The organism is Prevotella sp. oral taxon 313 (assembly GCF_003043935.1).
Taxonomy (GTDB): Bacteria; Bacteroidota; Bacteroidia; order Bacteroidales; family Bacteroidaceae; genus Prevotella; species Prevotella jejuni.
Genome location: NZ_PYXE01000001.1, coordinates 743,824 through 765,242, shown reverse-complemented (window position 1 = coordinate 765,242; position 21,419 = coordinate 743,824). Strand labels below are relative to the sequence as shown.

At 43.6% G+C, this 21,419-nt stretch carries 21 protein-coding genes; 10 read left to right on the top strand and 11 right to left on the bottom strand.

All coding sequences use genetic code 11. The features are described 5' to 3' along the window. Positions 1-310: 310 nt before the first annotated feature. Complete coding sequence (dinB, locus tag AXF23_RS02985; RefSeq protein ID WP_107624245.1) at positions 311-1,411, bottom strand: DNA polymerase IV; 1,101 nt, start codon at positions 1,409-1,411, stop codon at positions 311-313. A gap of 149 nt (positions 1,412-1,560) precedes the next feature. Between dinB and AXF23_RS02980 the strand changes: the two genes are divergently transcribed. Continuing rightward, on the top strand, positions 1,561-2,181 hold the full coding sequence (locus AXF23_RS02980) for a sugar transferase (RefSeq protein WP_107624244.1): 621 nt from the start codon (positions 1,561-1,563) through the stop codon (positions 2,179-2,181). An 8-nt stretch (positions 2,182-2,189) separates the two neighbouring features. Beyond that, positions 2,190-4,811 carry an SLBB domain-containing protein gene (locus AXF23_RS02975; RefSeq protein ID WP_107624243.1) on the top strand — a complete coding sequence of 874 codons (2,622 nt, stop codon included), beginning with the start codon at positions 2,190-2,192 and terminating at the stop codon, positions 4,809-4,811. Between the two features lie 472 nt (positions 4,812-5,283). Here AXF23_RS02975 and AXF23_RS02970 read toward each other — a convergent pair whose 3' ends face one another. The 6 genes from AXF23_RS02970 to AXF23_RS02945 all read right to left on the bottom strand — a co-directional run bounded on the left by AXF23_RS02970 (position 5,284) and on the right by AXF23_RS02945 (position 11,369). Then, complete coding sequence (locus AXF23_RS02970; RefSeq protein ID WP_107624242.1) at positions 5,284-6,150, bottom strand: alpha-1,2-fucosyltransferase; 867 nt, start codon at positions 6,148-6,150, stop codon at positions 5,284-5,286. Further along, a complete protein-coding gene (locus AXF23_RS02965; protein ID WP_107624241.1) occupies positions 6,147-6,926 on the bottom strand; it encodes a glycosyltransferase family 2 protein in 780 nt (259 codons plus the stop codon). Before AXF23_RS02965 ends, AXF23_RS02970 begins: the two co-directional genes overlap by 4 nt. Continuing rightward, positions 6,892-8,040: a ligase gene (locus tag AXF23_RS02960; RefSeq protein WP_107624240.1), complete on the bottom strand. Its 1,149-nt coding sequence runs from the start codon at positions 8,038-8,040 to the stop codon at positions 6,892-6,894. The genes AXF23_RS02965 and AXF23_RS02960 overlap by 35 nt, the downstream gene beginning before the upstream one ends. Beyond that, positions 8,040-9,353: an oligosaccharide flippase family protein gene (locus AXF23_RS02955; RefSeq protein ID WP_107624239.1), complete on the bottom strand. Its 1,314-nt coding sequence runs from the start codon at positions 9,351-9,353 to the stop codon at positions 8,040-8,042. Before AXF23_RS02955 ends, AXF23_RS02960 begins: the two co-directional genes overlap by 1 nt. A gap of 3 nt (positions 9,354-9,356) precedes the next feature. Next, the gene (locus AXF23_RS02950; protein WP_107624238.1) at positions 9,357-10,409 is read right to left on the bottom strand and encodes a chain-length determining protein; all 1,053 of its coding nucleotides are present in this window, start codon (positions 10,407-10,409) and stop codon (positions 9,357-9,359) included. A 138-nt stretch (positions 10,410-10,547) separates the two neighbouring features. Continuing rightward, complete coding sequence (locus AXF23_RS02945) at positions 10,548-11,369, bottom strand: glycosyltransferase (protein WP_107624237.1); 822 nt, start codon at positions 11,367-11,369, stop codon at positions 10,548-10,550. A gap of 247 nt (positions 11,370-11,616) precedes the next feature. Here AXF23_RS02945 and AXF23_RS02940 point away from each other — a divergent pair, with 247 nt between their 5' ends. Then, on the top strand, positions 11,617-12,723 hold the full coding sequence (locus AXF23_RS02940; RefSeq protein ID WP_107624236.1) for an MraY family glycosyltransferase: 1,107 nt from the start codon (positions 11,617-11,619) through the stop codon (positions 12,721-12,723). 401 nt (positions 12,724-13,124) lie between these two features. Here AXF23_RS02940 and AXF23_RS02935 read toward each other — a convergent pair whose 3' ends face one another. Both AXF23_RS02935 and AXF23_RS02930 read right to left on the bottom strand, forming a co-directional pair. Then, positions 13,125-13,574 (bottom strand): lipocalin-like domain-containing protein, encoded by a 450-nt coding sequence (locus tag AXF23_RS02935; RefSeq protein WP_107624235.1) that lies wholly within the window; start codon positions 13,572-13,574, stop codon positions 13,125-13,127. Positions 13,575-13,608: 34 nt separating this feature from the next. Then, positions 13,609-15,204, bottom strand: a complete 1,596-nt coding sequence (locus AXF23_RS02930) for a capsule assembly Wzi family protein (RefSeq protein WP_107625775.1) — start codon at positions 15,202-15,204, stop codon at positions 13,609-13,611. 620 nt (positions 15,205-15,824) lie between these two features. On the opposite strand from AXF23_RS02930, the gene AXF23_RS02925 reads away from it, so the two are divergent. The 4 genes from AXF23_RS02925 to AXF23_RS02910 all read left to right on the top strand — a co-directional run bounded on the left by AXF23_RS02925 (position 15,825) and on the right by AXF23_RS02910 (position 18,532). After that, complete coding sequence (locus AXF23_RS02925; RefSeq protein WP_042855817.1) at positions 15,825-16,028, top strand: helix-turn-helix transcriptional regulator; 204 nt, start codon at positions 15,825-15,827, stop codon at positions 16,026-16,028. Beyond that, positions 16,025-16,342: a HipA N-terminal domain-containing protein gene (locus AXF23_RS02920; RefSeq protein ID WP_107624234.1), complete on the top strand. Its 318-nt coding sequence runs from the start codon at positions 16,025-16,027 to the stop codon at positions 16,340-16,342. The genes AXF23_RS02925 and AXF23_RS02920 overlap by 4 nt, the downstream gene beginning before the upstream one ends. Positions 16,343-16,359: 17 nt before the next feature. Next, positions 16,360-17,295 carry a HipA domain-containing protein gene (locus tag AXF23_RS02915; RefSeq protein ID WP_107624233.1) on the top strand — a complete coding sequence of 312 codons (936 nt, stop codon included), beginning with the start codon at positions 16,360-16,362 and terminating at the stop codon, positions 17,293-17,295. Between the two features lie 373 nt (positions 17,296-17,668). After that, positions 17,669-18,532, top strand: a complete 864-nt coding sequence (locus AXF23_RS02910; RefSeq protein ID WP_089365931.1) for a hypothetical protein — start codon at positions 17,669-17,671, stop codon at positions 18,530-18,532. A gap of 375 nt (positions 18,533-18,907) precedes the next feature. Here AXF23_RS02910 and AXF23_RS02905 read toward each other — a convergent pair whose 3' ends face one another. Then, a complete protein-coding gene (locus tag AXF23_RS02905; protein WP_107624232.1) occupies positions 18,908-19,426 on the bottom strand; it encodes a histidine phosphatase family protein in 519 nt (172 codons plus the stop codon). 83 nt (positions 19,427-19,509) lie between these two features. Between AXF23_RS02905 and AXF23_RS02900 the strand changes: the two genes are divergently transcribed. Further along, a complete protein-coding gene (locus tag AXF23_RS02900) occupies positions 19,510-20,178 on the top strand; it encodes a DUF308 domain-containing protein (RefSeq protein ID WP_089365929.1) in 669 nt (222 codons plus the stop codon). A gap of 3 nt (positions 20,179-20,181) precedes the next feature. Continuing rightward, complete coding sequence (locus AXF23_RS02895; protein WP_107624231.1) at positions 20,182-20,664, top strand: methylated-DNA--[protein]-cysteine S-methyltransferase; 483 nt, start codon at positions 20,182-20,184, stop codon at positions 20,662-20,664. A 58-nt stretch (positions 20,665-20,722) separates the two neighbouring features. On the opposite strand, the gene AXF23_RS02890 is transcribed toward AXF23_RS02895, so the two are convergent. Beyond that, entirely contained in the window at positions 20,723-20,962 is a 240-nt protein-coding gene (locus AXF23_RS02890; RefSeq protein WP_107624230.1) for a hypothetical protein, read from the bottom strand. Between the two features lie 256 nt (positions 20,963-21,218). Here AXF23_RS02890 and AXF23_RS02885 point away from each other — a divergent pair, with 256 nt between their 5' ends. After that, the gene (locus tag AXF23_RS02885; protein WP_107624229.1) at positions 21,219-21,407 is read left to right on the top strand and encodes a hypothetical protein; all 189 of its coding nucleotides are present in this window, start codon (positions 21,219-21,221) and stop codon (positions 21,405-21,407) included. The last annotated feature ends 12 nt before the right edge of the window (positions 21,408-21,419 follow it).

Below are 21,419 nucleotides of genomic sequence, written 5' to 3'. Positions count from 1 at the left end.
TAAAGAGAACAAAGGACAAAACATATCCTTGGCGTTATACGCCAGATTATCAAGTGCAAATTTAATACTTTTCTTTGATATTTGGAAATGTTTTAAGCAATATTCTAAGGGCAAGTTAACGAACTTTCGATTAGCATCTAACTTAGTATTCCATGACAGAAGACCGACCGTCTTAATTTCTTTTCATGAAGAAAAATATTTCTTTTCACGACAATAAATATTTTTTTTCATGATAATAATTCTTTTTTTTCATGATGATAATTCGGCAAGGAAAGTTCTGCCTTGTTCCCCAATGACTTTCAGCAGTCTGTTATCTCTTGTGTTTATCGTCGCTGAAAGGCAGGAAACCCTCCACCCATTGCGGTCGGTTTTGTCCCTCTTTATCGTTTGTTTCAGGCGAAGAGACCGAGAGTCCCATCAGACGGATGGGTCGGTCATGATACTCCGTATCCTTCAGTAGTCGTTTGGCAAGCGGCAGAATGTCGTCTTTCGTCCGTAACACCTTCTCTTGTGTAAGGCTTCGTGTTATCTGAGTCGTCGCATCCCACTTCAGTTTCAAGGTGAGTGTCCGCCCGCTAAAATCCTTTCGTTCAATGCGTTCAACCAATTCCAAGACAATATGATAGAGTTCGATGATAATCTTCGTGTCTATGTGTAAATCCTCAAGGAACGTGCGCTCGCATCCTACTGACTTACGTTCGTAGGCAACAACGACTGGTCGATTGTCAATACCCCGTGAGAAGTCGTAATAAACACGCCCCATCTTACCAAACACCTGTACGAGATGTTCGAACGAGATGCGCCGCAGCTGTGCTCCCGTGAACACCCCCATCTCATGCATCCTATTAGCAGTCTTCGGTCCGACACCCCATAGTTTCTCCACTGGTAAGCTCCCAATGAAATCGAGCGCACGGTCGGGATGCACCGTAAAGATACCGTTCGGCTTGCGCATATCAGATGCTATCTTCGCCAATAGCTTGTTGAAACTAACCCCAGCAGAAGCCGTCAACGACGTACGCTCAAGTATTTTCTGCTTAATCTCCTTAGCGATATCAACCGCCAGCTCAATCCCCTTTTTGTTGTCGGTAACATCCAAGAACGCTTCATCCAGTGATATCGGCTCTACTAAGTCTGTGTATTCATGGAAGACAGCGTGGATTTGTTGTGAAACCTCCTTATATTTCTCGAAATGAGTAGGGACAACTATGAGCTGTGGGCACCTCCGCTTCGCCTGAGCCATAGACATAGCTGAGTGTACACCGTATGGGCGTGCCTCATAGCTGGCCGTAGACACCACGCCACGTGGTCCGTCGAAGCCAACCGCAATAGGCTTGCCTCGCAATTCCGGATTGTCCCTCTGCTCCACAGAAGCAAAGAAAGCATCCATGTCAATATGGATTATTTTACGCATATTCAGCTCGTTTTCCCTTACAAAGTTACGACGACAAAGGGAAAGATAAGCATTTCTAAGTGAAAAATAAATAAAATACTGTACCTTTGCAACAAAATTACAAAAATAGAGTTATTATAACAATAAAGGACTAAAAGTAGGAAGAAACAATGAAAGAGAAAGGGAGTCTTGATGCCATGGGGAAGCTTCAACACAGAATGAAGCGTGCCTTTGACATTATTGGTGCCCTCATCGGCCTGGCCCTCTGTTCGCCCTTATTTCTCGTCATCAGTATTCTGATTACTTATCAAAGCAACGGACCAATCTTCTTCCGACAGATACGCATTGGATATAAAGGTCGTCCGTTTGCTATCTTTAAGTTCCGAACTATGAGCAGCATCGTGGAGGAAGAGGGCCCACAACTGGTTGCTAAATGCGACAGTTCGAACTCTACTCGATTGGAACAGTTCCTGCGTGGCCATCACTTAGACGAACTGCCACAGCTATGGAATGTGCTCAGAGGCGACATGTCATTCGTGGGACCGCGTCCTGAACGTAAGTATTTTATCGACAAAATACTAAGACATACCGACCGCTATCAGCTCATCTATGAGATGAAACCAGGTTTAACGTCGGAGGCAACACTCTATAATGGCTATACAGACACGATGGAGAAGATGCTCAAACGTATGGAGATGGACATCCATTACTTAGAACATCGGACGCTATGGCTCGACTTTACAATCATCGTTAAAACGGTCGTCAACATCCTTACAGGTAAGAAATTCTAAACAAGACAATGAAGAAATATATTCTATTTGTATTACTCGCATTATGTTCCCTCAATGGGTTTGCACAGTCGTCAATGACCGATACGCAGGTTATGGACTTTGTGCAGAAAGAGCATAAGAAAGGTACTCCACAGTCGCAGATTGTCACCAAGCTCATGCAGAGTGGTGTTGACATCTCGCAGATACGCCGTGTCAGGAACTTATACGAGAAGATGCAGAAAGGAAATGCTGCTTTCGGGGCTACAAAGGAAGGGACAACAGCCGACCGCAGTCGTACGAACAACGGACAAACAACGCCTGGAAAGAGTAAGCGACAGATAGCTGATGCAACGCTCAACGACTATGACGCCAACGAACAGGAGGTGGGTCGATATTCTGAAGGACGCATTTCGCCTAACCGCTCATGGGCAAACACTTACGATGAGAACGATGGTGAGTATCTGAAGATGCAAGCCGAGATGAACGACTGGATGCCGCAAGACACCGCAGCAATGTATGAGAACCTTCTGAAACAACTCAGTAGGAACCGCAAGAAGGTGTGGGGGCGTGACATCTTCAACAATAAGAGTCTGTCCTTCGAACCTAATATGAACATGGCACTACCACGTAACTATCGCATAGGACCGGGTGATGCTGTGTTTATCGACGTGTATGGTGCATCGCAGAAATCCTACCAGACGACCGTTGCCCCAGATGGTTACGTCACCTTGGAAGGCTTCGGACCTATTCAGGTAAGCGGACTGACGGTCGCTCAAGCTAATAATCGTATCCGTGAAAAGATAGGTAAACGATACAGCAGTTCGAACATCCGCCTCTCTGTTGGGCAGACCCATACTATCATGGTCAACGTGGTTGGTGAGGTGAAGACCCCTGGTACCTATACACTATCTGCCTTTGCCACTGTCTTCAATGCCCTTTATATGGCGGGAGGTATCGGAGACTTGGGTACACTACGTAATATTAAGGTGTATAGAGGAGGAACGCTGATTAGCACAGTCGACGTCTACGATTTCCTTCGTCGAGGCCATCTGAGTGGTAACGTACGCTTAGCAGACAATGACGTCATCGTCGTTGGTCCCTACGAGATGCTCGCTCAAGTGAGTGGAAAGGTCAAACGACCAATGTTCTATGAGATGAAACGAGGCGAGAGCTTGGGTACCTTGATTAGTTATGCAGGTGGTTTCGCTGGCGATGCCTACACCCGTTCGGTCCGGGTACGCAGGAAGACGGGTCGTCAATACTCTATCTTTAATGTCAACGAGTTTGATATGCGTAGCTTCCGAGTGGCCGATGAGGACTCCATCAGCGTTGACTCAGTCATTCCAAGGTATGAGAACATGGTCGAAATCAAGGGTGCTGTGTTCCGTCCGGGCATGTACGAGGTTGGAGGACGCATCAATAGTGTGCGTGGACTGATTGAGGCTGCAGACGGACTGACCGAGGTGGCCTTTGCGCCACACGCCGTCTTACACCGTAGAAAGGCCGACCGTACACTCGAGGTTATCTCTGTCGACGTAGATGGTATCCTCACCGGACGTGTTGCCGACATACCGTTACAAAACGAGGATGTACTGTTTATTCCTACTCGCACCGATGCACAAGAGCAGCGAACGATAACTATTCATGGCGAGGTGCTCTATCCGGGTATCTATCAATATGCTGATAATGAGTCGTTAGAAGACTTTATCTTGCAGGCAGGTGGCCTGAAACAGACTGCTTCCACAGTTAAGGTGGATGTGTCACGACGTATCACCAATCCGCAAGCACTTACCCCTGACTCTATCATCGCACGCACTTACTCCTTCTCATTGCGCGATGGCTTCGTCATTGATGGTGCTCCGGGCTTCGTTCTTGAACCCTACGATGAGGTCTATGTACGCAAGAGTCCGGGTACGACCGACCAACAGAATGTGAGCATAGAAGGCGAGGTGGTGTTCGCAGGAAACTACACACTGACCTCAAGAAAGATGCGCCTTAGCGACATCTATAAGGCTGCAGGCGGTGCAACAGAGCTGGGTTATATCAAAGGAGCACGCTTAGAACGACGCCCTACCCCATCCGAACGCCTACGAATGGAGAGTGCTTATAAGATGCAATTAGACCAACAACGCAAGAACATGATGGACTTAGCCATCAGAACAAAGGATGCTGGTGTGCTTCAAGCGATACAAGATAACAACAAGAAGTTAGAGGAGAAATTCCAAGTACCTGATGTCTACCCTGTTGGTATAGAGTTAGATAAAGCGATTGCAGAGCCTGGAAGCGATGCAGATATCGTCCTTCGTGAGGGCGACCGCATTGTTATTCCACAATACAATGGTACGGTTAAGATCAATGGTGCCGTTATGTTCCCTAACTCTGTCGGTTATGTTGAGGGTAAGAGTGTTGCTTACTATATCGATCAAGCCGGTGGTTTTGCCAGCGATGCCAAGAAGAGTAACACCTATATCCTATACATGAACGGTATGTTAGCAAAGGTTGGCCACAATGCCAAGGTACGTCCTGGCTGCGAGATCATTGTTCCTACAAAGATACAAAGTCGCATGAGCCTTGCTGAAACCCTCAGTGTCGGCTCAAGTGCTGCCAGCATCGCAGCCGTCATAGCTACGATTGCAAACTTGATAAAGTAAGAGGTGAAAGGGTATGGCAGCTATTTTGCTGTCACAATAGGCACTGATAGAGAAACGGTAGACCAGTATAATACATACTGATCTACCGTTTTTCATTAATCTGACAATAATACGCTAAAGAGATAGGTTGGCAAGAGAACAAATCCTCTCAAGCCCCCTATCCTACACAGACAAAGGGGATGAAGATTTTTGTCAACCAATTTCTGTCAGCGTTATAAGGATAAGTAGTACGATACATCATACCTTATTAATACCGAGTAAAGGCTTCACGCTATTGATATTCATCATTCACATGACTTGTCCGGAGGCTCCGGACAACATGTCCGAAGCGTTCGGACAACTTGTCCGAGGCCTCCGGACAATAAAAGAAAAGGGTAGTTTGCTTTGCTGTTAATAGTAGACACTATGACATACAAGCAATGAGTAGCCTGTAGAAAGCAAACCTATCAAAAAATATTGATGCTCTTGTAGATTATATCTTAACCCAAGACGCTGGTAAGGGGAACTGGCAGTTGTCCATATTCAACCATCGTTTAGGAGCGATAACAACCTTTGCGCTATTCTGATTGAGCCATGCGCCCCACCATGAGAAAGAAGAGTTTGCAATGATGTTATGTGCACAACACGACATTAACTGCATATCTCGATAGCTCTCTGTTCCTGTGTTCCATGTCACATAGATTACTGGAGCCTTCAGATAAGGCTGAAGATGCGTCTGACACCATGCTATGTCATTACTAAAGATACAAAACATGGAAGGCGTGACATACGTACACATCTTCTCAATCGCAGCCCGATAATAGTCGAGATCGCAAATACCTTGATAAAGTTGATTACCTATATAATCGCCTCGCCTCACGTGTATTGCAACGCTGTTCTTATCTAATTTCCTTAGCAAAGATAGGTTCTCTGTGCGCTTAAATGCTGGGAAAGTAAAGGCTTTCAAGACCTTCTCCCGACACGCTACAAAGTATCTTTCATCCTGCCAATAGCCATCGAAGTATCTGTCTCCTTCTCTTGTCAACACCGACTCATCATAGCGAAAGGTAGAACTCTCCAAGCACATTGTCTTACGACGAGGTAGAAGACGTTTGCCAATACGCCATAAAAGATAGTTGGGGTAGTAATAGGCAATGCGCATGATAGCTGCCGCAGACGCCTTCTGTGCGGTCAATGAGAAGATACGCTCCAGTTCGAAACCATTATGTAGGTGATAGCCATGGAAGCAAGAAAGGTCGAGCGCCACCCGCTCCTTTGGGAATGACTCTTGCAGGGAGAGGTATAGAGCATACTGAAACATCTGATTGCCTAAGCCACCTAATATCTTTACTATCTTCATTTGCGCATTATTTTCTTTATTATACATTTCAGATTAGAGTGCATAACGACCTTATTGACCCACAAGCAACATCTTAGCAGTAGGCGATACTTATACTTTGAACTAAGAACAGAGATATCTTCTACCTCGGTTTGCTTGATATCTATCCGGTTAGTTATCTTATCGTCATGATCATTAAAAGAGTCAACATGAAGACTGTCTACGAACGTCCTGTGCCTTCCCTTTAGTAGACGATAATACCAATCAACATCCACAAGCCAGTGGAGTCGGCTGTCAAAGTAGGTTAGATGCTCTCGTCTAAAAGCGACACAAGAGCAAGGACCGATGACATTACAAAGGAAAAGGAGCGAAGGAAAGCCTGTGAAGAGCCTCATCACAGCTTCTGAGAATACATTAGGCTTAAGTTCTCCACCATTGAATACTTTTACACGAGTCACAACTACGTCGTATCCCATTTGGAAATGCTCATTTAATGAAGTCAGATAATCGTCTTCTTCGAAAGCCTCATCGTGATGTAACACAATAACAAACCTACCACTTGCTAACTGTAAGCCACTATTCCAATTATTAACAGCACCTGCTGAGGGCACATGATGCCGATAAACAAGAAATGAATCATTGACCATTGACACGTAATCCGATATAGATGAATCTTCGGAATCATCTACTACTACAATCTCATAGTCCTTGAAGTCCTGCTTACATACAGAACTATACGCACTCTTGAAAAGGTCGAGATTATTATACGTCGGTATTATTATCGTGAATGTCTTCATTCAGTTCTCTTTTACAAGCAGTCTCATTAATCAGATACCAACTCAATAACAATAACGCAAAGGTATAGGTGTTATCGAAACTTCCACCCCAGAAAAGGTCCAAGGTTAGACCGATAAACAATCCTAACTCTACTGAATAACGTCGGTATGCCTTATATCTTAATAATGTCTTGACAATACTTACGAGGAAAAATAACAATACTATGACACCAAAGCTATAGCCAATAGTTAGGATACATGACTCGGTCACGCCATTAGCTATCAAATGAGAAGGTGTACTAAAGTCTTGGTTTTCATCCAAATGGATATTGAAGAAGCCATGTCCTATCCATGGGTCTTTGCCTATCTCCTTTATGAAATGGAACCAAATAAACGCCCGATAGAAGTTACTTAGATTAGAGAACATCGTGACAAGTGTTGCCATAAACACAACGATAATACTTGACACATACATCCCGATCATCATTATCTTACTTCTATACAAACGTAGGTAATACATCGTTGCAACAACCGCTCCGATGATAAGATAGCGATAAGAACCAGATAAGATAAGGTTGCCTACCATCGACGCAAGTCCTATGTAGAAGACAAGCTTATTCACCTTCTTCTGATTAAGCATATAGCAAGCACTCACGAAGGTGACACTTCCCGAATATAAGGCATTTCCCTTAAAACCTGGGAAACGTGCAAGTGCCTCGCCAGGGCGCACTGGTGGCAGTTCAGTCCATGGTACATTCACTCCTACAAGGAATAAGAGATTAGTGCCAAAGTCAAGGATAAAGATGATAAAGACGAAGATGCGCAATGCCTCCAAGCACGATTTCTTATCCTTAACACCCATGAGAAGGATGCAAAGGAAATAGAACTGTCCCCAATAAGCTATATTCCAAGACTTCAGACCATTGCATAATGCGAAATAGATCCCGACTCCCAAGGATAGACAAATAAACAGAAAGAAAATTGGAGTGTACCTTAGATTTCTTAAGAAGGTGGTGGGCGAGAGTATCATTAACAACGAAAGGGCAAATAACCCCATAGGAACAATACCCGTACCCAGTATCTGTGTAAGGAAAAGAAAGAGTGCAAACAACGTATAACGTACCTTCTCTGACATCACTTTACCTCCTTCCTAACAACAAAGAATGTGTAAACTAAGAACATGAAGAAGGACACGATATAGGAAACTAATACTGCCATAGAAAGCCCATTAGCCCCACTACCTCTCTGACAAAGGATGTAGGTGCATCCTATCATCAATATTGCCCACACGACATTGATACCAAAACATTGCCACATCTTGCCTAAGCTATATACAGCCATCTCAAGAACGTTAGCTAAAGCAGAGAAGATTGTTGAGATAGCCAGTATCTGTAAGGGGGCTGAATTGTTATAGGTCGTACCATACAGGCGCATGATAAAACCACCGAAAAGCATCACGCCTATTGCCAATAACAATGCCGTAACTCCTACTATCAGCATATTATACTTCAAAGTAGACACAAAGGAGGTCTTTTCCTTATGTAGACTGGACAGGATAGGAAGAACTATTTGACTAAAGGCAGTGGGAATGAACAAGATAATAACCTTCCATTGGTCGGCTGCTTCAAACACTGCAAGCTCACGGAAGCCATCTGTCCTAACAAGTATAGAACGTATCAACCAGAAGGAAGGAGCAATAAGCAGGGAAGAGAGTGCCGCTGGCAGACTGTAAGTGTACAAGATAGAGAAATCCTTCAGACGGAGGTTCTTTATGCTTAACTTCTTTATCTGTATAGCAGAGAAATTCTTATTAATGGAGAGATGGTTCATAACAAAAATCAAGATGAAACCCATCCCGAAACCAAGTACAGCTCCATTTACCCCAAAATAATAAGCGCCGAGGATGGTCAAGACCGACTCCAAGATACTACCCAACAGTGTGTTAATAGCAATAGCCTTAAAGTTCTCGAAGCCCATCAAGGCTCCGTTCTGTACGCCATTGATGATAGAAAAGAACAACAACACCGCTCCTACCCTTACTGGTAGCACAATACTTGCATGGTGAAGGATATTATTCGCAATGAACGGTGCACCTAACAGTATCAGGATTGCCGTGATGATAGCCATTAAAAGGCCAAAGCAGTTTGTTGCAGCATAGACAGCTGGAATCTTATCAGCCTGATTCTCCCTATATTCTGCTATATACTTCGTTGACGTAACACCTAAGCCTGCAGAGCCAAGGACGATGAACATATTAATAGTGGAGCGCACCATAGAGAACTCTCCGTATGCCTCTTTCTGCAAGATATGGGCACAGATGATACCAACGACTAAGGTAAGGAACTTCGCTAAAGCCGTCCCTGTAAACGACCATACCAGTCCCTTCCCCATTCTTCGAGATATAGAAGACGAGTTGATACGCGTTATTATATCCTTAACTGTTATCATCAACTATTCGCCCTTTGCTCCACCAAACAACAATGAGAAGTTACATACAACGAACGTAACCATCATACTGAGGAAAACAACAATGAAGACAAAGGCCATTCGCTTAGGTCCTGCGGGCTTGACAGGCACTGATGCGCTCTGAACAATGGTAAAGGAAGGGGTATGCTCCTGTAACTTTGCCTGTGCATTCTGTAGTTGTGTGCTCAGCGCACTATATGCATTAAACTTCAACTGCATATCATTCTCTAAATCATCACGCTGTGACTGAAGCTCTTGCAAGATAACATCTTGATTGGCATCAGAGAAGGTTGCATACTTCTGACGGGCGGCTTCATATTTCTTCTTTGCCTCTGCTACCAACTTTGTATAGTACTTCACGTCATTCTTCATCTTGTTGGTTTTATAGTTGGTGATGAAGTCCTGTAGTTTAGCTCGTACCGAGTCAGCTATCGTTGCACTAATCAATGGGTCTTGATCTTCCACCGAAATCGTTATCAGACCAGTCTTGATATCAATGTCACATGCAATGTTTCCCTTTATCTTTGAGAATATTTCGTCTTGCTTCTTATTGAGCATAAAGGGGTTAACAGGCTCTGTTGCAGTGGTAAGACTATCGCTATCACCAAACGTCTTCGCTATCCATCCGATTGCCTTACCGTATGGTGAGTCTTTCTGATGACTGTAAAGATAATCATAGTAACTTGCCTTCACCGACCCATCTTTTGTCTCTACAGGAATCTGTAGCAGACTCTTTATAAACTCATTCGACTTCATCAAGTCTGGATAAAGACTGGGTTGCAAGGCATTACCAGATGCTACATCACCAAGATCTACGCCAAAGGAAGAGGCAATAGAGCTTAGTTTCCCCCCGTTCTCAGTATTATCCATCTCCGGAGCAAGTGATATGTCACACTTATAATAGCGTGGGACAGGTAGAATCACTAAGATAGAACCTATCAAAGCAACGACAAACACGATTAGATAACGTAGCCAATCATGCTTGAGCTTCTTGAGAAAGGAACTGACTGCAACACTCTCCTTCTTATTGTCTTCCATTGAATCTATAATTTATTCTGTATTTATCTTTAACCATTAACTGTAACATCTAAATAGTAACGCATTGTTAGCTGTTTTATTGTGCTAACTCTTTGTGGATGTCATTGACGCCCTCCTTGTTTACTCAATAAGGCTGTCTTATGTCTTTCTTATCAGATTATATAGGCGCTGACGGATAGGTAAAGGCATTATGCGAGTGGTGAATCGAATAACAACACTTTGGCAGAATATATGAAAGGGGATGTACCCCATCTTCAGCATTCTTACCAATATGCGTACCTCATCACAAGCATAAGACCAGCCACCACGCTTTGCCACGGTCTCTTCTGAATATCGGAACCACAACAAAGACTGCTGAATATTATGAAACTTACAGCCGTTCTTTAACATTCGCAACCAAAGGAAATAATCTTCAGGGAAATACTCTGTGAGATAGCCTCCTACTGCCTGCACTGCAGCCTTCCTATACATCACTGTCGGATGATTAACTGGACATCTATAACGAGCATACTTCTTTATATCTTCGTACTGTTCAGGCACTTTCCTTATCGACCTGACTTGCGTCTTATCCTTGGTAAACTCATCAACCCAAGAGCCTATCACATCATAGTCTTCATGTGTCTTAAGCCACTTATACTCTGTTTCAAATCTATTAGACTTGCATATATCATCCGCATCCATACGAGCTACAATATCGTATTTACATAACTGTAACCCATCATTTAAGGTCTTTCCTAACCCACGATTCACGGAATACGCCACCACTCTTAACGCCGGATATTTTGACTGATATAACTTTATAACATCATACAACGCCTCTGTCAAGGGTCCATCCTCTAATAGAACAACCTCACCAGCCTCCACAGTCTGCGTAAAGATACTCTCTAAACTCTCACGAAGGAAAGCAGGATTATCTTTCTTATAAACGGCCATTAAAACTGATATGTCAATACGTTCCATCACATTGATATCTAAGATGTATTTTACAAAAAATACTTAAAAGAACCGTTCACAGCCTAAGCCTTACAACGACTCCATTAGTATTCTTTAGCTACAAATGTACAAAAAGAAAATAACAAACAACCATTCATGGTAAGAAGATTTCGTAAAAACAATTATTAGAAGATATTTATTCTACTTTTTCTAATACTCGAATACAATATTATCACAATTATTGAGTTTTATTAAACACAAGATTACAAATGATATGTCGACATACACTTTAATCAGCTTCTTTGCTTTTGCCATGAGTGCGACCTGTGGTTTCGTTATGATACCACAGATACTCTCGTTTTGTAAAAAGCGGAAGTTATATGACACACCAGATGCCAGAAAAATACACAAGAATGCTATTCCACGCTTAGGGGGCGTCTCGTTCATGCCGAGTATGCTGGTGGCTACACTCGTGGCCCTGCTGACGTGGGTTTATACCAGTACAGGGAGTAAGATTGGGATTAGCCCATGGAGCGTCTTCTTTGGCGTGGGTATCACCGTTATCTATATAACAGGCGTACTCGATGACATCTTTGGTGTGAGGGCTAAGCTGAAACTTCTTGTACAGATAGCGGTTGCCAGTCTGTTGCCGATGTCCTATCTTTACATCAATAACCTCTATGGTTTCTTGGGCATCTATGAGATACCAGCACTCGTGGGGATGGTGATCACCGTTGGAGTACTGGTCTTTATCATGAATGCTATCAATCTGATTGATGGCATCGACGGCCTTTCTGCCAGCTTGACGCTCATTGCCTTGTCGGGTCTTTTCTATGTTTTCCATCGCGAACATATATGGGTTTACTGCATCCTCATCGCTGGCTTGATGGGAGTCTTGGTGCCTTTCCTCTATCATAACATCTGGGGAAAGCAGGAGAAGAACCAAAAGATATTCATGGGCGACTCTGGTAGCTTGACGCTTGGCTATATCCTTGGCGTACTACTGATTAAGTTCTGTATGTATAACCCTCATGTCATGCCTTATCAGAAGGGGGCTACACTCCTCTCCGTCACCTTACTTATCGTACCAACCTTTGATGTTTTCAGGGTTATCATCGTACGATTATTGCACCACAAGCCGATTTTCAGAGCGGATAAGAACCATATCCACCATAAGTTGATACGTGCAGGACTAACTCAGCATCAGACGTTGATTAGTGTTATTGCACTGTCCTTTCTCTTTATCATCATCAATCTGTCGCTCTTCAATCACTTGCTTGTGACATGGATTATTGCGATAGATGTCGTTATCTACATCGCCTTCCATTACACACTCGACTCCTTTATCAGAAGGAGGGGAGCACTGCCGTTTACGGAGTAAATGCGGAGGATGGAAAGAAACGGTAGTAATCAGAACAGGACATTATTCTCTATACGCAGAAAGGTAGGCGCAGGCCTACCTTTTCTCGTTTTATTCTCATGACCGTTAAAAAACTCGTCTCTTTCGATTACTATCCGTCTGCATACTCCTATGACTGCAACATCTTACGACATAACCGCTCTCCACAGCCCGCATGTTAAACCTCCACACATCCTATATCGAGTCTTAACACATTATGTATCAGACATTAACAAAACAGGCATCAAGCCTCAACACGTTATCCTCCAGCCCTCCGCAAACAGATTGAAGAGTACAGAGAGACACCATTATCATTGCTTACGAGCATCGCAGACTACTATTGCTTCGTCGATTATCTACCGTATTCAGCCTTCGACTATCCCTTAGAATTTATCGAAGTAGAGCCTTACCGTACCGTCATTTATCACCAACTTACGCCTGTCAACCCTCTCAATACGGAACGTGGGAGTAAGACTCTTAATGCCATAACGACCCAATGTCGCTTCATAAGCAGTCAAGGGATGGTCGCCATTCTCACGGTCGAAGAGGTAAGGAGACGACAGTCTCAGTTGGTCGTTATCAATGCGAAAACGATAGAGATAGCTATTGATCTGTCCTGTCTTATCCTCCATCTGTAAGAGTTTGGCTTGAAACGACCAGAAGACAACCTGTTCACTCAAGTCCTCCGTTACTCCTGTACTGATCGTCTCGACACTGACCAAATGCCACATACCCTCTAATCTGCCTGCGTCGTTATCGGTCTCTAACGAACAAGAGGAGCATAGCAGCATTAATAGAGGTAGGACGAAAGATAATATCTTTATTCTTTTCATTTTCTTTTTTCTTACTTTATTCATAATCAGCAGACTACCGCTTTCCCAAGAGACCACGCTTCGCAATGGTCAATTGCAGTCCGTAGTTATTCCCATCAAGGATTGACCCAAAGTCGGCGCCGACACCCATCCGCACATCAGTGTTGCGCATCCATGCTGGCAGTCGTTGCCCTCGTAGCGTGTAAGTGGCCTCCCCCATCAGACTGACGTTGTGTCGTCTCTTCGTGTAAGGCTGTTCGTAAGTACCCAAGCCCTCCTGCCATGTACCGAGGAAACGCCACTTGAAGCACTCAGAAGGGTGCCCGCTCATTCCTACATGGAAGCCCACAAAGCGGTTGTCCTTAAAGTAGATGGTCCCATCCTCATTGTAGATAGGCGACCGATAGAGCGGGTTTCCCATCGCTTGGCCCCAATGCTGATAGCCAGGAAGGATATAATGATTATAGTAGTTGTCCTTTCCTCCGATATGGTCGGCCACCGTTATGGTGTGATCATGGTATATCGGTCCACTCTGATACTTTGAGTAAAGATACTCAACGACGATGTTGTTCAGCCAGTTATCGGGTTTATAACGATATTCAAAGCCTAACATCCAGTCTTTGAAATCGTAGATCAGATAGCGACGCTGCTTCTTCTCCATCCACTCACTACCCTCGCCATAGCCGTCATAGTCGAGCTGAAGCATGGCAGAATGGTCTTCGAAGAACTTATCGGCATAGAGGGAAAAACCGCTCCAGTCGCCATCATAGTTCAGACGCATCACCCAACTGCCTAACTGGTCGCCCTGTACATTCTGATAGGTGGTCTCGCCATTGTCGGCTCCACCTGGTAGAAAGGCATGCCAATAGGCTCGCAGTCCTTTCCCATTCTCTATCTTCTGCATACCGCCATGCCCATCTGAGAGATAAGAGGTACCACCGAAAAGGCTCACCATCTCCAATCCCATTTCTAATGACCACGGACAGAACACCTCTTCGTTACCTATCTTCAGATAGCCTGCCTTTGAATGATAGAGCACTCGGTCGGTATATTTCGATTGCTTAGCAGTGAAGTCGTGCTGCCAATTCTGGTCGGTTGTCATTCCGTAGGCGACGTGTCCTTTCATGTGCAACCAGCCATTCGCAAACGGTAGTGTCCAATAGTCTGCCAGTGCCAAACGCACCTGTGGGACTGGGCGGGCATTAATTCCCAACGTTTGCGAGCCCGAACTGAGTTCATTATTCTTGAGTTCCATCGGCTCTTCCTTCGCTCCAATGGTCAGTGTTCCGTGCCACCATCGTCCCTCGACGTAGGCTTGCTGAATAATAGCCTTACTCGTATAGTTAATAGGCAGTACAACGTCTAAGCCATAGCCTAAGCCGAATTTCCTCCCCTCGTCCGTCTGCAGAGGTCGCTCTATACCGCCCCGCACATAGCCGTTCGCCGTCTCCAGCGAACTCAGTCCGTATTTATTGGCATTGAGCCAGAGGGGTGTTCGCCCTTTGGCAAGGCTCCCCTGCATCTCCACCTTATATTCTAAGCCCTTTAATGGCTGCAACCTTGACGTGTCGCGACGTACGGGCTCTTGATACTGAGCCTGCATTGTCGATGCTATCAACATGCCTACCAAGGTTGAAAGTAACTTCTTCATCATTATAAAAGTTAATATCAGCCACAAAGATAATAAAAAAAAGACGATTAGCCAACTTAATTCTCTGCAAGTGAATACACATTATTATAATATAGACAACACGCCTGCTGAATGTAAATAATTAGCTGTTATCCCGTATGCCATTCTGTCGTGTAATCTGAATAACAAAGTGTTAGAATGTTTTTAATAAAATACTGCAACTTAGAAAACAAGCTTTCCGAACGTAAAAAACAAAGTACTGCACCGTAGAAAGTAAGCTTTCCGAGTCCAAATAACACAGTCCACAACAGCTCTCAGCGTTTTCTCCTTCACCAAAGACGCCGTTGTCGTCGAATTATTTTCATGAAAATAATTATTTATTATCATGAAAAAAAATATTTTTCTTCATGAAAAGAAATTCCAAAACGGCCCCTTCCGAATACTGCCGCCCATGACCACACTATCTGTTCGCCCTCCTTTAGCATCCAAAAAGCCACTTACAAGACCCGTAACCACGCTGTTTTACGCCCCTTTTTATAGTCGAAAGCATATAAAAACATTATTATCTTGCTTTTTTATATTCGTTATGATATAATTTAAGGAAAAACTTGTACCTTTACATCCGAAGTAATATAATTAATATGGAACGAACTAAATTATCGATGGTTGTCAAGGCCTTGCGTAAAGAATATGGACTTACACAAGAAGACCTTGCCATGAAGTCTGGTGTAGGACTGTGCTTTGTTCGCAATTTAGAGCAAGGAAAACAAACGCTAAAGATGGATAAGGTGAACCAGCTCCTCGATTTGTTTAACTACGAACTTACGCCAACCAAGAAACAATGAAACAAGCAGAAATCTACCGAAAAGGCCTCTTTGCTGGTATTCTGACAGAAGATGACGGTGAATACCGATTCTGTTATGATGAGATGTATCTCGTTAGAGAAGATGCTCAACCTATTAGTCTGACATTGCCACTACAAACGGAACCGTTTGTAAGTCCCGTATTATTCCCTTTTTTTGACGGACTTATACCTGAAGGTTGGTTGCTTGACGTGGCACTTCGCAACACAGACATAAGTGTACTTGACCGCATGTCATTATTGTTGTTATGCTGTAAAGAGTGCATAGGTTCTGTTAGTGTCGTACCAAAACAATAATTAGGAGGTGATATGTAATGTGTAAATGCCTGTATTGCTACCAACGATTAGAAGAAGGTCAGAGAGACTTTCACCCCAATTGTGCACGTAAGTTCTTTGGCACAAAAGATGCACCTATATTAGAATATAAGCACGACGACCTCAATCAATTGGCTGAACAGGTTATCCGTGCGCAAACTTCTTTAACTGGTGTCCAGCCTAAACTATCCTTAAACCTCAATAAACATGATGGTTGTAATCGTCTTACAATTGTGGGCCTATGGGGAGATTATATCTTTAAACCCCAGACAGAAGCCTACCCACAGCTACCCGAAAACGAAGACTTAACCATGCACCTTGCAGAAGCAGCAAAGATAAAGGTTGTGCCTCACAGCCTGATTCGACTGTCTGACGGCAAGCTGGGGTATATAACCAAGCGTATTGACCGAACAAAAAATGGGGAGAAGATAGATATGGAGGATATGTGTCAATTGACATTACACCCTACAGAATATAAGTATAAAAGCTCGTATGAACAGATAGCAAGGACTATAACGAAATATAGTAGCACACCCAAGCTCGACTTAACGAACTACATGCAGTTATTGCTTTACTGCTTTGTTACAGGTAACAATGATATGCACCTAAAGAACTTCTCCCTTTACCGTCCCGAGAAGGATTATCTGTTGGCTCCAGCATACGACCTTCTCAATACTACGATAGTAAATCCTAAGGACAAAGAAGAATTAGCGCTGCCTCTTTCTGGGCGAAAAACAAAACTGCGTGTGGCTGATTTCTTAAATACAGCAAGGACAATAGGACTCGAAGAAAGTGTGGTCTTACGCCTCATAAACGGTCTTCAAAAAGCTCTCCCTAAATGGCAAGTCCTCATACAGAGCTCTTTTCTTGACGAAAATATGAAGAAAGCATATCAAGAACTTATCATGTCACGACTGAGTCGTTTGCAAGAATAACATTTGCAACAACTTAGAAGTTAGTTAGAAATGATACTTTACTTGCAAAAACTTTTATAAAGTGACTCCATTAAAACTAACCTCCCTTTCATTGCCGACATCTTTCATAGGCAAACAGCTAACTTGTTTACATACGATTAAACGGGGTATCGAAAGATGACGGCAGCTTTATATTAAAACTAAACACTATAATAAGGTAGAAAAATAACACCTTTCTATCACACTAAACACATGTTTAGGAAAAATCCCCCACCATGTAGGGGAAATCCTTTTCATAGTCTTTTTTTTATTCGTTCCTTTGCATCATGAAAGTTAGGGGACGCTTCTCGGAGCACTCCAAGACTTGAATAAGAACTTAATAAAGGTAACGATTATGAGAAAGATAGTACTAACCCTCATCGCATCGTTCATAGTCAGCATTGCAACAACAAGTGCAATGAGTTATGAGCAGGCTCGAATACAAGCACTCTTTCTAACAGATAAGATGGCTTACGAGCTAAATCTGACAGAAGCACAATATGAGGCTGCCTACGAGATAAACCTCGACTACCTCATGAGTGTTAATACTGTTGACGACCTCTACGGCATTTACTGGTCGCATCGCAACGTCGACTTGAGCTATATACTCTATGATTGGCAATATCGGGCATTCATCGATGCACCTTATTTCTACCGTCCTTTGAGATGGGACGGAGGCTACTGGAGATTCGGAGTCTACGCTCGCTATCCAAGACGCGACTACTACTATTTCGGACGACCAGCGTTCTATAACGTTTACAATGGCGCACATAGCTGGCGTATGAACGGCGGACAAAGCTGGTATAACGGTAGAGAAATCTTCTACGGACGTGATAGTCGATTCGGAATGAGGGACAACTACTTACGTGGTGACTACTATAGAGGAGGTAACTACTACTATAATAATGGGCCAACGTACCAGAACGACCGTCCAAGAAGCTTCGGTAATCAACAACGATGGAACTTTGATGGACCTCGCAACAACGAGTACTATGCCCCACGAGGGAGTTCGACACGTACGACGGTGACACAACCTAACTACGGCAACAGCTTCGGTGGCAACAGAAGCTTTGGTGGTGCAACAAGAAGCACTGAGCCAAGTCGATCATTCAGTGCGCCAAGCAACAGCTTTGGTGGCGGAAGTCCTTCCTTCGGTGGAAGCCGTTCAAATGGCGGAAACATATCAAATGGAGGTAGTTCTTTCGGTGGACATAGATAATAATAATAATAAATAGACATTGATTTAATCAGGTTTAAATACTAAGCACTAAGATAAAAGGTTTAAGGTTAGACGTTTTAAGGTATTAAGATTGTAAAGCAGTTAGCAAACCAATGAGTATAGACTGCATTCAGACCAAATTAGAGATGTAACAAAAAAGAGAGTTATTTAAATGAAGAAGAAGAGGAGTTTCACGTGATGTGAAGCTCCTTTTCGCTTTTTGGGTATTGGCCTTATTAGCCCAATATGGCCCATTAGCCCAATAAGATTATTAGCCTTATAAGGCCTATAAGCCCCATCAGCCCTATAAGATTATTAGCCTTATCAGCCCAATAAGGCCCATCAGCCCTATAAGATTATTAGCCCAATGAGGCCCTATAAGGCCAATCTCCTCACCTCAGCATTGCCCATTGGCCTCAACTCATTCATCGGCTTGTCATAATAAACGCTTTGGATAGCTTTATTGATGATACCATGTCCCACGGCAACCACCCTCTTTCCTGCATATTCCTGCCCTACCCATGCAAGGAACTCCTTAGCACGAGCCTTCAAGGCGTCCAAGCTCTCGATGTCATCGGGCCATTGAGAGGGGTCATTGAGATTGGCCAACTCGGGAATATACTTGCCTGTAAACGACCCCCAATCACGCTCTCGCAACAGCGGAGTAGTCGCAACTACCTGCCCATGCGGTGCCGCTATCAGTTCACAAGTATGGATACTTCGATGTAAGTCGCTTGATACAAAAGCATCTATCGGCTCATCCTTCAATTGCTCTGCAAGCTCTTTCGCCTGTTGAACACCCTTCTCATTCAGCTCACCAGGCGTCTGACCTTGCATAATATGATGGGCATTATCTACCGTCTCACCATGTCTAACAAGATACAATATCGTCATAACATCTTCATTCTTACTGCAAAAATAATAAAAAGTCAGGTAGTTAACCCTTGAAATAAGGATTATTTTGTATTTTTGTAACCATGAAAGTACTTCAAATCTCAGCCGTAAGGGCTATTATCGTATTAGTGACTGGCTTCCTCCTCGTCAAGTATCGCGAAGATACTATGACTTGGATGACCATCACCGTGGGTGTGCTCTTCCTCATCTCAGGACTCGTTGCATGTATGGTCTACTACTTTGAAAAGGAGAAAGTGGCCAAGAAGACTGCCAAGGCTGCGCTGCAAGAGGGTCAGCAAGAGGAAGAAGACCTCAAGTCACCCTCCTTCCCTATTGCGGGCGTGGGTAGTATCGTCTTGGGTATTATCCTTGCTGTCATGCCCAACACATTCACTACTTGGATGGTGTATATCCTCTCTGCACTGCTTATCCTTGGTGCTGTCAACCAGTTTATGAACCTTGCTCGCTCGCGCCAGTACGCCCGTGTCCCCGTGTACATGTGGATCTTCCCTACTATCAGTATGGTTGTTGCCATCTTACTAATCAGTAGACCGATAGAAACTGACGCTCTCTTCTTCACACTAAAGGTTATTGGATGGGCCTTTATGTACTATGGCGTCTTAGAGTTCGTACTGATTATCCGCATGTATCTTGTCCGCAAAGCCTACGATAAGGCTGAGGCTGCAAAGGTTGTGACAGGCGACAAGATGGTTACTGACGGCATAGAGGATGCTGAGGTAGTAGAGGAATAACCCATGTACTACTGCCGCTACTCATCACCCCTCGGCAATCTGTTGATTGCTGGGGCGGAGGATGCTGTCGTCTATTGCCTCTGGGAAGATACAATTGACGAACGAATGATGGCTACATGGGAGGAGGATAAGTCGGAGGAAAACGCTGTCCTGACTGAAACCTGCCGCCAACTAACAGAATACTTTGCTGGTACTCGCAAGGTGTTCCGTCTTCCCTTGCGCCTAAACGGTACTCCCTTTCAGCGTCTTACATGGTTGGGGCTACAACAGATCCCCTACGGTGAGACCCTCTCCTACGCTGATTTAGCAAGACAAACAGGCCGTCCAAAGGCCGCACGTGCCATTGGCAACGCCAACCACCACAATCCCTTAATGCTCATTATCCCCTGTCATAGAGTCATCACAAGTAACGGAGAGATAGGCGGTTACGCTGGTGGAACGGCCCGAAAAGCCTGGTTATTAGATAAAGAAAAGCAGAACAAGTAGTCACCCCTTATCTGTCAAGAAATATCTTAACGCATCCATCTCCCATAACCCCTAATCTTCAATAAACTTTTAGCAGCTTAGTAAGACCATTACAAGTAGGTGTCTTCCTAAGGTGTTTACTATTGCCTTCATTGTCAACCGACCTTTTTTCATCAAGTACCATTCCCTTTCCACCTATTACAATGTGACACTTGCGACTAAAACATACCTTTCCCATCTTCTTTATCCAATGCGCTTTTGAGCCTGTATCAGACTTAACAGCTTCTTTGATAACAGTTTTTCTTCGTTGCTTCAACATCCTTGTGCACGTTAAGCTCACTGGCGCTGCACTAAAAAAAAGTTAAATAAATAAGACAAAAGAGTACTAATTACAATATTATTTATAATTTTGCAACAATTATAAATATCATAGGTAAAAAGATTGAATAGCATTGAGTAACGACGTGTTGGGTCTTATCTTATTAGGAATAAGACGATAAATACATGACCACTACTTTCTGTCTTATTTTTTTCACAGCCCACATCTCTGTGGGTCAAGATAATTTTATCAAAAAATGAAAACAATAAAAACGAAAAAACAAAACTATCTTAAACCGACTGTATCGGTATGTAATGTCATGGAGGAAAGCTATATCTTGGCCACAAGCCCTAATGTACAACCTGGAGGAGGTCAGGGTGGTTCCGTCACTGTAGAGCCTCCTACCCCTGTTGTTGGCGATGATAATGATGAGTTAATAGGATAATTAAATAAGGAA